The sequence below is a fragment of the uncultured Rikenella sp. genome (assembly GCF_948810725.1).
Lineage (GTDB): Bacteria > Bacteroidota > Bacteroidia > Bacteroidales > Rikenellaceae > Rikenella.
In genome coordinates, this window is the sequence record NZ_CAQIVA010000049.1 from 1 (window position 1) to 13,078 (window position 13,078).

A 13,078-nucleotide genomic window follows, 5' to 3' on the forward strand; every position below is an offset into this window, starting at 1 on the left:
GCAGAGCCGCGCGGGCCGAAGCCTCCGACCGCGGAGGCCCGCAACTCGCCATGCTTGTTTTGGGCCCCGCAGGCTTCGACCCGCTTTAACGAAGAGCGAATAGCGCGATTCAGAGAATCGCCGTCCTCGGCGAGAGCGACGCATTAGCGGCGCGTGGGGGGCGCGCCGAGGACGAACCCAACGGATTGGGTAATAAAGAAAATGTTGCTTTTGCGGTTCGTAGAACCGCCGGGCTTGTCGCCCAGCGGCGAAGCCGCTCGGGGGAGTGGGCGACAGGCCGAACCCGACAGTCAGGGCGGTGCTTTGGGCTTTGCTTTTGGTCGGGCTTCTGCGGCTCTTTGAGCCGCGCAGTTCGCCGCCACCCCACGCGGCGGACTGCAACTCGTTGGAGCTCGTTGCGTCCCCTCTGGCGGCGAACAGCATTAACAAGATGCACCGAAGGCGCACGGCGCACATGAAAGAGCGGGGTGAACTATGAGTGGCGGGTTGGGCTGAGTTCTTGCGGTTCGTAGAACCGCCGGGCTTGCGGCGGGGCATCTTTGATGCCCGGGCCGGACGCCGCAGCCCGAACCCAACAGAATTGGACGAAAGTCCGAAACCAAATGAGCCGAGCTCCTGCGACTCGCAGGGTCGCGCGGGCCGGGGCCTCCCCTCGGGAGGCCCGCAACTGACGTTGCTATGGGCCCCGCAGGCTTCAGCCCGTCCAAGAGAGTAGGGTAGCCCAGCCCCTTATTCACCGCCCCCACTCCTTCCCTGTTTATTCCGAGAGGCAACGCAACGGAAGACCGTGACCACGCAGACCCGCGTTGTCGGGGTCGAGGTACGTCGAACGAAAATTCAGGTTCATGCCGTTGGTCTCTTTGACCGAAGCAGACCAGCTATCTCCGCGGCACGTGATGTTCAAGAGAGCCCCTGATCGTCCATTGTTCCCCGCATCGCGGACGCCCGGGGCGGCTGGGGGTTCAAACGAGAAGAAATGTGCAGGTCGGAAAAGGTTGATTATTAGTCGGCTGTGTAAAGTCGGCAGAAAAATTTGCTTAAAATCTCGCCTTCGACCTTGCGAGAGAAGAAATTTTGTCTACCTTTGCACACGATCCTTGAGGGCCTTTCGGGGGGGGATGGGATCGGAACGCATGCTGTTGTAGCTCAGTGGTAGAGCACTTCCTTGGTAAGGAAGAGGTCCCGAGTTCAATCCTCGGCAACAGCTCAGAGAGATGTTCTTCGTTGTTTTTAAAAGAGCCGTCAGGCTTTGGCGTTGAGGGGACTGTCTTTTTCTGACAAGTCCGCTTGCCGGGAAAAGATCGGTCGCGCAACGCCAAATTCGGAGAATTCATTAAAAATAACGTAAGTATTTCTCGCTGGGCGCCCAGAGGATCACGGAACGTAATCCTCGGCAACAGTTCAGAGAGGGGGGCGGTAGAGGGGTATCTTGCCCGAGACGGCGGTTTCAGCCGCGGAAGGGATAGGGGGGGGGCGAAACATATAATTGCGGAAATAGCTCAGTTGGTAGAGCACAACCTTGCCCGAAACGGCGGTTCAGCCGTTTCCGAGAGACACTTTCAACCGCGGCGAGGGCAAGAGGAGAGAACATACTTATATTGCGGAAATAGCTCAGTTGGTAGAGCACAACCTTGCCAAGGTTGGGGTCGCGAGTTCGAGTCTCGTTTTCCGCTCGGTAGACGCCAGCACTTCTCAAGTGCCGGCGTTTTTTGTTTTCGGAAAACGGAGAGTTCGGCGAGCGACTCGCACGCAGTGTGGGTGAGGAGCTTGTTTTCCGCTCAGAACGCTTGATAATCAAACCGATTGTCAGGCGTTTTTGCTTTGATGCTGAACTTTGTACGAGCATAGCACAGCCCCGTTTAAAGAGCATCGCGTGAGAATCGGCCGATTCTCACGCGACAGATAGGACACCGGTCCGCTGCGCACCGCAAAGAGACTCGCGGCGGGCGGACAAAGGATTATTGGATGCGTGTCTTTTTGAGCGCCTGGTAAACCGTGTTCGCCCAGAAGTTACGCAGGCCGAAACCGCCCGCTTTGGTCGTGATCTCCCGCACGAAGATCGGCTCGCGCGTTGCCACGTCGAACCCCACCACATAATAAGTGCCGCATCCCTGCGCCTTGTCCAGAAGCTTGGCAATCAGGATGATCCCGACCCCCTCGCTCTCCGGCAGAGCGTAGCTCCGGAGGTGCGTCTCGACGTCGAGCGGAGCCGTTTGGGCCGAATTGATTTTGATCGAATCCCGGTTCATCTCGTCGATCCGTCGGCGGATCGGATCGAGGTTCATCGTCGTGGAGGCCGAACCGCATATCCGGTCGTAGGTGTACTTGTCGGCCTGGTGGAGCAGCAGGTCGTTGATCTCGCGAAAGGCCTGGACGAACTGTTCGGGCGATTCGGAGGCGCCCCAGACCTTCACCGGCGCATAGTCCACGCCGTAGATGTAGATCTTTTCGCTGCCGGAGAACCGGTTTTGGGCGTGCGAAATCAGGCAAATCGTGCCGAGGGTCAGACTGAGAAGGAATTTTTTCATGTCGTGAACATATTTTAAAGGTTAGACTTTCTGTGGTCGAAGAATTTGACGACTTTCCGGCTCATGGGCGGCATTTGCAGCCGGGCGATCAGTTGTTGAGCGCTAACGGAAAGAAAGTGGACGGAATAGGGATATTGATCTGTTATCAATCGAATGTTGTTATAAATTATCTTTTAGTGCGATATTTTGTTGTTTTTAGTTTGCTTACTTTATAGCTAAATTTGTAATCGTATTGACAGGTGTTGCTAATTTGTGAACTCCAGTCGTAAATCATCTCATTCTTATGATTGAACGAATTGAAATTAGGAATTTTAAAAATATTGACAGTGTATCTATTCCGTTAGAGCGGATTAATATTTTGATTGGGGCCAATAATTCGGGTAAAAGCAGTATTCTTCAAGCAATACAGTTTGCTGTGTCGGTAGCCCAAACGACAAATTTTGAATCTTCGCGTTGGAATAGATCTTCACATCGATTGCCAACCTCCTTGACGCCGGATCAGTTGATGTATGCACCTTTAAGGGATGTCTATTCATTAGCCAGAGGGGGAAAGCTTAAAACTGACATAGGAGCGGCCATAAGTGTCGAATTCTTTGAAAAAGAAACGAATCATGCCACTAAGGTTGTTATACGAAAGGGGAAAAATAAAAACATTGCTACTGAAATACATAACGAAAAGATAGGGGAGCAGCTACGTAACATTGAGACACCTTTTTCTATTTATGTCCCCGGTTTGGCAGGCATTCCAACTTATGAGGAGTGGAAAAGTCCGGGAATTATACGGCGTGCGGCTGCACGAGGCGACGCGAATAATGTATTCAGAAATATATTGTGGCTACTGCATTCTCAAACAGAGGACTGGACGACATTTTGTAAAGATGTGGGTTATATATTCCCTAACGTCCAGATTGAGGTCGATTTTAACAAAGAGAGAGATGAGTTCTTGAATATTAGGATTCGAAAAGGAGATGTCGTCCTGCCTATTGATGCTGCCGGTACAGGATTTCTCCAGGTGATTCAGATTCTTTCATACATCAATGTTTATAAACCCAAACTGCTATTATTAGATGAACCCGATGCTCATTTGCATCCCGATAATCAAAGAAAATTAGCTCGTAAATTGGAAATGATTGCGGAGGAACGGGATTTTCAAATTTTGATTAGTACCCATTCACGTCATTTTTACGATGAAATTGAGGGGGTAGCTCAGGTTAATTGGATTGTGGGAGGAGCTGTATGTGATGAAGATAAAAATATCGTCAGCATCTTGATGAGTTTGGGGGCATTGGATAAAGTGGATCGAATGCACAATACGGGAGTGAAGTTGATAGTCCTGTCGGAAGATTCAGATACGACTATGCTTAAAACATTAATTCAAGCAAGTGAAATCCCTGTTCCGGAGATTGAAACGTGGTCTTATCAAGGATGTGCTGATATTAAGACGGCTAATGTTTTAGCATCATACATTAAGAGGCATTATCCCGATGTTAAGATCGTCTTGCACCGAGATCGTGATTACAATGAACAAGCAGAATTGGACACGATAATTGCGAAGTACAGTCAGGAAATCGATTATAAATTTATAACGAATGGAACTGATGTTGAATCGCACTTCCTTAATGCCCAACATATAAATTATTTGTACTCAAAGATTGACCTTGATCGGGCTGAAGAGTTAATAAGAATAGCGAGAGATAATGTGAAGGAAGAATCTAAGCGTATTTATATTAATGCGTTATCTGATAAATCAATGAAGGAAGGTCGTGGTCACAAGGCAGGTGAAAATGCACGATTAGCCGAAGCGAATTTAGATCGTGATTTGATACGGTATTCTCACGGGAAAAAAGTCTTGGGGAACTTAAAATCTTTATTGCAACAGGAATTGGGGCATAATGTGGATATTTCAAGGCCTTCGGATTTTATAGCTCCTGATTTATTTAAAGCAATTAAACAAGAATTATGGGGCTAAATGAGTCGGTTGTCTTTTAAGTTTGCAAGAGCTATTCAATAGCTGTAATTCTTTGCGCGATGCGCGGAAAATAGTACCGTTGCTCACTGATATGATTCGGCCGGATATTTTTGTAACTTAGTATAATGAATCTTCTGCCGATGAGCGTGCGAGATAGGATTCATGTAATATAATCATAAAGAAAAGATTATGAGCGGAATTATTTACTACCCCTCTATTAGTCTTCCGCCGAAAGCATGGACGTATCGCCAGCTTCTTTACTATGATGAAATATCGGTCATCGTTCCGATGGAGTATTTTGACGATCCCGCTCTCTATCCGCCACATATGCAAGAGCTGATTCGTGAAGAGTTGGTCATTCCTCGGAATTTCTCAGGCGACTATGATATACAGAATCAGCTGCACGTCCAGTTTGTCCGTTATTTAAGAAATAACGATTTTACGAAAAGGCAGGCCGCTTTCAGCGGGGAATCTGGTGGACGTACTGCATCTCGGACTATATACGCGACTAAATTCAACCCACGAGTGTCTGTTCCGGGCTCACAGATATATGAAAGCAAATTCGGGCCCGCAATTTTACATGAGCTTCAAGAACTCGGATTAGCCAGGAGCGAAAATCACAGAATATATTATGTGGAAAAGAGGACGGCTTTTGAATTAATGCAATTTTTGACCAGTCTCGTTGCCGCCAGAATAGAGGCCCTTCCGGTAACGGACAGGCTGCCATTGTTCGCGGTTAAAAGTCAGGACGATATAATCGTAAGAGACAGAAATGAAAAACGCGATGTTTTATTGAAAAACATCATGCCTCTTCCGCAAGATATCGACCTGGTGCGTTTGATGAAGTTCAAAGACCGGCATAATGAGTTATTAAAAAGGTTTAGAACCGAAATAGAGGCGATTGTCCTGAATGATGCGACAGCTGTCGGTACGGAATCATTCGATACTGCAATGGATCGCATCAGGGAACAACGGGATGAAATAACCCGCCGGATGGAAGAGTACAATTACAGAAACATACTCAGGTGTTCGGTTCATGGTATGGTTCCGTTTGCTGCTGCGGCATTGGAAGGGGAATTCAATAGGAATGTTTTGATTACGGGACCGATGACGTTCTTGATCGCGGTCGCGACTGCAATTTCTAATCTGCATCCCGATCGGATCGATAATACTTCGGGGATGAAATATCTGGCGTTGGTCCACAGAACCTTTCATAATTTTAGAGAATGACCGAACAAGAGATGATCACCAGACTGGTCGGGAATTATTTGGATGTCGATATTTCCGGCGACGGGTACATTACCGTTGCCGAATTGAAAACAACGCAGGACAAGGTTTCCGTCGACGTGAATACGGCCCTCGTTCCTCCTTCGCTTGTCTCCAGAATTAAACCGTCCCATGTCAATCTCGTTGTTAAAATTACGGGGGCTGTTCTTGATAAATATTGCGCATATAAGCCCTCATTCGGGATGTATGTATCGCCGTCTTCGGGGTTAAAAAAGGCCGAACCTTTGGTTGTTTCATGGACGTGTGCAAATAAGACCGTCTTGTCTGTAGATCAAGGCTTTTTGAGCGCGTTTCGCTTGGTTCCCAGATTGTTGAAAGATGAGATATGCTGGGATGAATTATCGAAACCCGACTATGGGGTCGTAAAAAATAAGCTTATTTCGGAATATGAATTTCCCAGTCAGACTGAAGCCTGTGTAAAGATAAAAAAGGATTATCTGGATCGATATCTGGCTTGTCGAAAAAAAACCGCCGTCCGACTGTTTACTGTAATTCGGGAAATGTCTCTGGACGATGATATGAAGAAGCTACTTGGCGAAGGGGGGAGTTATGTCAAAGAGTTTGACCGATTTGAAATCCGAATCAGCAAATACGTTCATAAGGAGGATGTGGTAAGGCTGGAAATTAATGGGTATGAAATAATTCCGGGGAAGGAGCTTCGAGAGGATGCCTCTCCTGCAGGACATTACTGGAAAGGGATTGAAGGTGTGGTCACGGAGTATCGGGCCAGACATGAAATGATCGGCGAGTATGTTTACGTATCTGATGATGTGTTGCAAAAGTATGAAGTTGATGACGATTATGAGGTCTGTCCAGACTCTGGCGCAGTAAGCTATCGGGGGCAATGGAGCGTTAGTCGGTGCGAACGTGTCGGACGTAATGGTATTAAGGTCGAGTTGAAAAAATTATATGAGGGGACTCCTTATGATGTGATCGAACATTGGAACAGATATTCAATAGATAGCTCGGAAGTGGGAGAAGGGGAGAATATTGCGGATAAGGCAAGGCGTCTGACTCGAGGATATTTTGAATTCGGACGGTTGTTCTGCCTGGTCGCTAATAAAATTTGCCAGTTTTCATTTTCACCCTCAGAAATAATCACATTGGATCAAAATGCAATTGACAGTACGGGTTGGACGGATTTTCCTGACTATAAGCCAATCACGCATCACGTTAATGGCCGGAGATTCACGAAGGATGAGTTCGTTTCCCGGTGCAAAAAGCTATACATCTTACTGGGAGAAAACTTGCAGGAGCGCAACTTGCGCAAAGTTATCAATACGATCGGATTTCCGCCGGGTGATACTGAAGGGTATCGAAGTCTGAAGCTTTTAGAATTATTTCTAGCGTATGTGTCTGTAAGTGTCGAAACAGGTCTGGATCCTGTGCAGAGTAAGGAAATTATCATTGGGAGAGTAAAAGAATTAGCGGGGTTCAATATGTTGTCGAAATTGTTTGCGCTGAATGAGATAAGGCAAATGGATGCTCATAAAAACAGTAAAGCCACCACTTTATTGAAATTTAATTCGGCATTGGAGGAAATGGGTATTGAACCTAATGCCATTTCTAATAACTATGCAATAGCTTGCGATCGGGTATATGATGGATTAACGGACCAATTTGGGGACATATGTGATCTGCTTTTAAAATTCGATAAGAATAACTGATCGGTGTCGGGATGGCGGTCGAGGTGGGTGGTTTTCAAGTGGCGGATACGTTGCGGAAGGGCGCTTTCTGCGGCTGATATCGCGATGGGGGAGGCTGAAGTGGCGGGCATGAGGGGGGATGAATGAAAGGAGGGACGAAGCCGCGCCCACGCGCAGCCCCTTCCCTCCTTTTGTGGGTGTCTTTCCTTTCTTTGATCGTCTTTTCGGGGGACGATGGCTTACTGGGCGGCGATGCTCGGGGCGGTGTAGGTGCGGGTGCCGAGCTCTTTGTCGATCATGTAGAGGCCCATCTGGCTCTCGGAGACCATCTGGAGCTGGTCGATGATGTCGCGGGCGTTCTCTTCTTCTTCCACTTGTTCGTTCACGAACCAGATCAGCTGGTTGGAGGTGGCGAAGTCTTGTTCGTCGGCGGCCAGACGGCACAGGTTGTCGATCAGGGAGGTCACTTTCTGTTCGTGGGAGAGGGTCTCGCGGAACATGTCGAGGGGGGTGGCCCATTCGGTGGGCACGGCGGCGATCGGGGCGAGGGTTACGCGGCCGCCGCGGCTCAGGATGTAGTCGATGAAGAGTTGGGCGTGGGCTTGCTCTTCCTGGTATTGGATGGAGAACCAGTTGGAGATCCCTTTATAGCCTTTCACGGAGGCGTCGAGGGACATCGAGAGGTAGAGGTAGGCGGACCATTGTTCGGCGTTGATCTGGGCGTTGAGGGCTTCTTGAAGTTTGGTGCTTAACATAATGGATAGTTGTTTGTGTGTGGGGCAAAGGTAGTGTTTTTCGGGTTTCGGGGGGTGGGTCAGAGGCCGGTTTTTTCGTAACGCCGGCGGTAGGCGAGGGGGGTGAGGCCGAAGCGGCGGCGGAAGAGTTTGATGAAGTGGGAGGGGTTGGGGATCAGGCAGTCGCGGGCGATTTTGCTGATGGGGTCGGGGGTGGTGATGAGTTGGAGTTGGGCGCGGTTGAGGCGTTGGTCGACGATCCAGCGGTGGGGGGTGGTGCCGAAGGTGCGCTGGCAGTGGTTCTTGAAGGCGGTGGGGCTCATCTCGCATTGGGCGGCGAGGGTGGCGACGCTGGCGGTGGTGAAGATGTTGGCGTGCATGACGTCGGAGAAGGTGCGTTGGCTCTGGCTGAGGGCTTGGCACATGGGGCGGCTGATGCAGCAGCCGGGCTGGGTCTGGAGGAGTTGGAAGAGTTCGCAGACTTTGAGCCGGCTGAGTTCGGGGCGTTGCCGGTGGAGGCGGGTGGTCAGGAGGCGGTTCAGGGAGCGGAAGTAGCTCTCGATCAGGGGCCAGGCGGGGTAGGTGTAGATGTCGGTGGTGTTCCGGCAGGTGGAGCAGAGGTGGTTGGTGGCGGCGATTTGGGTGGCGGGGATGAAGTCGTTGCGGAGGTCGCTGGGGCTGTAGAAGAGGAGGGTCTGGCGGAAGGGGAGGTCGTGTCCGGCGGGGTCGTTCTCGATGTAGTGGGTGCCGGGGTTCAGGTGGAAGAGTTCGCCGCTGCGGACGGTGACGTAGCGGTCGCCGAGGTGGATCAGTTTGGTGCCTTGTTCGACGTAGCCGACGACGTGGCGTTCGTAGCGGATGGTCTGGATGCCGGAGTTGGTGTCGATCTGGTAGCGGGAGATATGGGAGGTGGAGGTGGTGTTCATGGGTGGGGTGGGTATTTTGGGGTGGAAAATGGTCGGATAGGTGAATTTTATAGTATAAAGGGTCGGTCTCGGCTCTTCAGGTGTAATGGCTTGGTGTGTCGTTTGGACGGGACTGGGGGGTGGTATATCTTTGGCGCTGGTGGGGGGCATAGGGGATTGATGTGGCGAATATAATAAATTTTAACTCATATGAGTTATCGGGGGTGATTTTTTGTGGGAAAATCGGGGGCGGGGGCGGGGCGATTTGGGGGGAAATATATTTAGTTGTCTATATAAAGTATGAAGGCGGAAATTTTACGGGAGGGGTTGAGGAGGATCGAGCGGGTGGAGGAGGCGTACGAGAGGTTGGCGAAGATGCTGGAGCCGGAGGGGCTGGAGGAGGATCTGTTGCCGTTGGCGAAGGGGTGTATGGCGGCGCTGAGGGGGCTGGAGCGTTGTGTGGAGATGAGGCTGAAGCTGGCGAGGGAGGAGGAGAGGGGGCGGGCGGCGGAGCCGGAGGTTGTGTCGGAGGGCGAAGAGAAGGAGGGGGAGCGGGCGGTGGTGGATTGGAGTCGGTTGTCGGACGGGGCGCTCCGGGAGGTGGAGGAGGCGTTGGTGCCGTGTGAAAGGAGGGCTCGATCGAGGGGGTGTCGGGTCTCGCCGGATGACTCGTGAGGGCGGTTTTAGGCGGGTCAAAGCTCGACCGTGCGTGACTGGTAGTTGGGCCGGGGCGGCAGCGCTGTATGGGGGTAGAGGCTGACAGTTGAAATGCATAAGCATTTCCCGTCCACGGGACGTGGGGCCCGCCCGGCCCGAGGGCAGTACCCTCCTGTCGGACAGAAGCGCGCCACGCCTAAAGAGGGAAATCGTCAAAACTTGCTTGCACGTTTTGACAAGATTTCCCCGGCGCGCGAACAGAGAACGGGGTAGAGACGGTTATTAAAACGCCCTGTGGGCGGGCCTTTATTACTTCAATGCATCCGCGCGCCACGCCTAAAGAAGCGATTCAGCTATTTCGGCAGTGAGCCGAAATAGAATGAATCGCGCAAGGCGCGCGAAAAACGCGGCGGAGCGATAGCGGAGCCGCAGTGAGGCGGACACGGGGCGGAGAACTGGGCTGTGCTTTGGGCTGTGACAGTTCTTTGGGCTCGAAAACCGCAATCGGTTTTCGAGCCGCGCCGGGCCGAGCATGGGGACGAGCTTTGGGCGGTGGATTGGGCTTAACTGTTGGCCGAGCTCCTGCGACTCGCAGAGCCGCGTGGCCCGAACCCGACGGAATTGGGGCGAGGTTGGTGCCCGGGCTTAGGGCTTTACTCTCGGACGAGAGCGAATAGCGCGATTCCGCGAGGAATCGCCGGCCTTGTCGCCCAGGCGCGGAGCGCCTCGGGGGGATGGGCGACAGGCCGAACTTGGCTGATTTGGGCGGTGCTGGTGGCGGAGTTCTTGCGACCCAACGGGTCGCGCGGGCCGGACGCCTCCCCTCGGGAGGCCCGCAACACGCCGCTTGCGCGCCGAGAGTTGCTGTACCTCCCGGGCGTCCGTCCGCACAAAGTTCAGCTATATGGGGCAGCTACAGCCTATTGCCCACCGCGCGCACTCCTCCGTTTATTCCGAGAGGCAACGCAACTGAAGACCGTAGGCGCGGCAGTACGCGCTGCTGGGATCGAGCCACGTCACGTGGAAATCCAAGCTCATGCCATTGGTACCACTGACCGTGGAAGCCCAGCTGAAACCGTGGTCGCCGACGCTGCTCAGCGCGCCCGTATCCCGAGCGCGATAGCCCGGGGCGAAAGGGAGGGGGCGGAAAGGTCGGTTATTGGAAAACGGAAGAGAAAGAAATGTGTTAATGAATGGGAAAAGTAATGGAAAGAGGGCGGAGGAGAGGTGGAGGTTCGGGAGGGAAAGAGGGGGATGTGCGGTGACGGCTGAGGTGGAGAAGGTGGGAAATGTGCTAAAAGCGGGAGAAATGTTTTGAAAGAAGAAAGAAGTATTCCAAAGAAAAAGAGCGAAGGGCCGAGGCGGAACGAAACACTGGTGGTCGGGCGTGATGAACCGAGGTGGGAAAGGGCCAGGAGATCGTTCCGGGAGTTTGTCGGGGAGGTGGCGCCGGATATGGAGTGGAGCCCGTTTCATGAGGCTTATTACCGGCTCCTGGGGGAGTTTGCGGAGGGGAGAATCCGACGGATGATGGTCTGTGTGCCGCCTCAGCACGGGAAAAGCAGGGGGGCGGCGGTCTTGTTGCCGGCGTTCCTGTTGGGACGGAATCCGGATCGAAGGCTGGCGGTCGCTTCCTATTCGTTCGCGCTGGCGGGAAGGTTCGGACGGGAGGTGCAGAGGGTCATGGAGGGGGAGGCGTATGGGAGGATCTTTCCGTGGACGAGGCTGAAGGGGGTGCCGGGTGGGGACAGAAGGGGGGAGAGAACGGCCAGAAGAACGTTGCAGGAGTTCGATTGCGTCGGACGAGAGGGGGGAGTGAGGATGGTCGGAAGGGCGGGGTCGCTCACGGGGAACAGGGTCGATGTGATGGTGACGGACGATTTGTACAAAAATATGCTGGAGGCCAATTCGCCGAGGGTCAGGGAGAGGGTCTGGGAGTGGTATCAGGCGGTGGTCAGAACGAGGTTGCACGATGGGGCGCAGGAGCTGGTGGTGTCGACGAGGTGGCACGAGGAGGACTTGATCGGTCGCATGATGCGGGTGGAGCGGGTGGTGGTACCGACGAGGTGGGAGCAGATCGGGGGGGTCGGCACGGAGCGGTGGGTGGCGGTGGTGTTCGAGGCGATCAAGAGTTCGCCGTCGACGCAGATCGATCCGAGGGAAAGGGGGGAGGCGCTCTGGCCGCAGAGGCATTCGGTGGGGTGGCTCAGGCAGAGGAGGGGGACGGAACCGGTGCTCTTCGAGGCGCTGTTTCAGGGGAATCCGGTGGTCAGGGAGGGGCTCCTGTACGGTGGGTTCGAAACGTATGCGAGGCTCCCGGAGCGGATCGTCCGGAGGGCGAATTATACGGATACGGCGGATACGGGCGGGGATCGGCTCTGTTCGATCTGTTATGCGGTGGGGGTGGACGGGGTGTGCTATGTCACGGGGGTGGTCTACTCGGAGGAGCCGATGGAGAGGACGGAGCGTGAGGTGGCGGAGATGTTGGCGCGCGAGGGGACGACGGTGGCGTATATCGAGAGCAACAACGGAGGGAGGGGGTTCGGAAGGGCGGTGGAACGGAGGCTTAGGGAGGAGGGGATGCGGGGGTGTACGTTCCGGATGTTCCACCAGGCGGGGAACAAGGAGTCGAGGATTCTGACGTATGCGCCGACGGTGGAGCGGATGATCCGCTTCCCGGAGGATTGGCAGCGCAGATGGCCGGAGCTGGCGGCGGAGGTGGTGGGGTTTCGGAGGGTGTTCCGGGCGAATGCGCACGACGATGGGCCGGATGTGCTCACGGGGATTGTCGAAACGGAGCTGGAACCGAAGCGGGGACGGCTCCGGATCGGGGGCTTCGCGAAGGAATGAGGCGCTTTGTCTGGCGGGGCTGTCGGGGGGATTTGGGCGGAGGGGGGCGCGAGTGTTGGGGTAGAGGCGGCCATTAGTTGTTGGGTAGAGGCGGCCACAGCGAAACGCAGTTTCGCCCGTTCACGGGACGTGGGGCCCGCGCGGCCCGAGCGCAGTACCCTCCTGTAGGACAGACGCGTGCCCCGCCTAAAGAAGCGATTCAACTATTTCGGCGATAGCCGAATATAGATGAATCGTGCAGGCGCGCGGACAAAGAACGGGGGTAGAGGCTGCCAGTGGAAATGCGCGAGCATTTCCCGTCCACGGGACGTGGGGCCCGCGCGGCCCGAGCGCAGTCCCCTCCCGTAGCTAAAGCCGCGCGCCGCCGCCTAAAGAGGGAAATCGTCAAAATGCGCTGGCGCGTTTTGACAAGATTTCCCCAGGCGCGCGAAAGTGCGGCGGAGCGACAGCGGAGCCGCAGTGAGGCGGACACAGGGCAAAGAACTGGGGCGAGCTTTGGGCT

General features: G+C 53.7%; 9 protein-coding genes and 2 tRNA genes. 7 read left to right on the forward strand and 4 right to left on the reverse strand.

Annotated features, from left to right (window positions below):
* Positions 1-757 precede the first annotated feature (757 nt).
* Entirely contained in the window at positions 758-904 is a 147-nt protein-coding gene (locus Q9S52_RS09350) for a hypothetical protein (protein ID WP_304708923.1), read from the reverse strand.
* Positions 905-1,135: 231 nt separating this feature from the next.
* Between Q9S52_RS09350 and Q9S52_RS09355 the strand changes: the two genes are divergently transcribed.
* A tRNA-Thr gene (locus Q9S52_RS09355) sits at positions 1,136-1,207 on the forward strand.
* A 393-nt stretch (positions 1,208-1,600) separates the two neighbouring features.
* Positions 1,601-1,673, forward strand: a tRNA-Gly gene (locus tag Q9S52_RS09360).
* Between the two features lie 285 nt (positions 1,674-1,958).
* On the opposite strand, the gene Q9S52_RS09365 is transcribed toward Q9S52_RS09360, so the two are convergent.
* On the reverse strand, positions 1,959-2,528 hold the full coding sequence (locus Q9S52_RS09365) for a hypothetical protein (RefSeq protein WP_297829769.1): 570 nt from the start codon (positions 2,526-2,528) through the stop codon (positions 1,959-1,961).
* 283 nt (positions 2,529-2,811) lie between these two features.
* Here Q9S52_RS09365 and Q9S52_RS09370 point away from each other — a divergent pair, with 283 nt between their 5' ends.
* From Q9S52_RS09370 to Q9S52_RS09380, 3 genes are all read left to right on the forward strand, one after another.
* Complete coding sequence (locus Q9S52_RS09370) at positions 2,812-4,497, forward strand: AAA family ATPase (RefSeq protein WP_304708924.1); 1,686 nt, start codon at positions 2,812-2,814, stop codon at positions 4,495-4,497.
* A 189-nt stretch (positions 4,498-4,686) separates the two neighbouring features.
* A complete protein-coding gene (locus tag Q9S52_RS09375) occupies positions 4,687-5,727 on the forward strand; it encodes a hypothetical protein (protein WP_304708925.1) in 1,041 nt (346 codons plus the stop codon).
* A complete protein-coding gene (locus Q9S52_RS09380) occupies positions 5,724-7,451 on the forward strand; it encodes a hypothetical protein (RefSeq protein WP_304708926.1) in 1,728 nt (575 codons plus the stop codon). Before Q9S52_RS09375 ends, Q9S52_RS09380 begins: the two co-directional genes overlap by 4 nt.
* Before the next feature lie 218 nt (positions 7,452-7,669).
* Here Q9S52_RS09380 and Q9S52_RS09385 read toward each other — a convergent pair whose 3' ends face one another.
* Together Q9S52_RS09385 and Q9S52_RS09390 are read right to left on the reverse strand one after the other, a co-directional pair.
* Positions 7,670-8,185: a ferritin gene (locus Q9S52_RS09385; protein ID WP_304708927.1), complete on the reverse strand. Its 516-nt coding sequence runs from the start codon at positions 8,183-8,185 to the stop codon at positions 7,670-7,672.
* Positions 8,186-8,244: 59 nt separating this feature from the next.
* Complete coding sequence (locus Q9S52_RS09390; RefSeq protein WP_297624470.1) at positions 8,245-9,090, reverse strand: AraC family transcriptional regulator; 846 nt, start codon at positions 9,088-9,090, stop codon at positions 8,245-8,247.
* A gap of 279 nt (positions 9,091-9,369) precedes the next feature.
* Between Q9S52_RS09390 and Q9S52_RS09395 the strand changes: the two genes are divergently transcribed.
* Together Q9S52_RS09395 and terL are read left to right on the forward strand one after the other, a co-directional pair.
* Positions 9,370-9,744: a hypothetical protein gene (locus tag Q9S52_RS09395; RefSeq protein ID WP_304708928.1), complete on the forward strand. Its 375-nt coding sequence runs from the start codon at positions 9,370-9,372 to the stop codon at positions 9,742-9,744.
* A 1,296-nt stretch (positions 9,745-11,040) separates the two neighbouring features.
* Entirely contained in the window at positions 11,041-12,576 is a 1,536-nt protein-coding gene (gene terL, locus Q9S52_RS09400) for a phage terminase large subunit (protein WP_304708929.1), read from the forward strand.
* Positions 12,577-13,078 lie beyond the last annotated feature (502 nt).

What these genes read in the sequence shown, in the direction of transcription:
- Q9S52_RS09365 (WP_297829769.1), bottom strand. Translation starts at nt 2,528, where the DNA reads ATGAAAAAATTCCTTCTCAGTCTGACCCTCGGCACGATTTGCCTGATT.
- Q9S52_RS09370 (WP_304708924.1), top strand. Translation starts at nt 2,812, where the DNA reads ATGATTGAACGAATTGAAATTAGGAATTTTAAAAATATTGACAGTGTA.
- Q9S52_RS09375 (WP_304708925.1), top strand. Translation starts at nt 4,687, where the DNA reads ATGAGCGGAATTATTTACTACCCCTCTATTAGTCTTCCGCCGAAAGCA.
- Q9S52_RS09380 (WP_304708926.1), top strand. Translation starts at nt 5,724, where the DNA reads ATGACCGAACAAGAGATGATCACCAGACTGGTCGGGAATTATTTGGAT.
- Q9S52_RS09385 (WP_304708927.1), bottom strand. Translation starts at nt 8,185, where the DNA reads ATGTTAAGCACCAAACTTCAAGAAGCCCTCAACGCCCAGATCAACGCC.
- Q9S52_RS09390 (WP_297624470.1), bottom strand. Translation starts at nt 9,090, where the DNA reads ATGAACACCACCTCCACCTCCCATATCTCCCGCTACCAGATCGACACC.
- Q9S52_RS09395 (WP_304708928.1), top strand. Translation starts at nt 9,370, where the DNA reads ATGAAGGCGGAAATTTTACGGGAGGGGTTGAGGAGGATCGAGCGGGTG.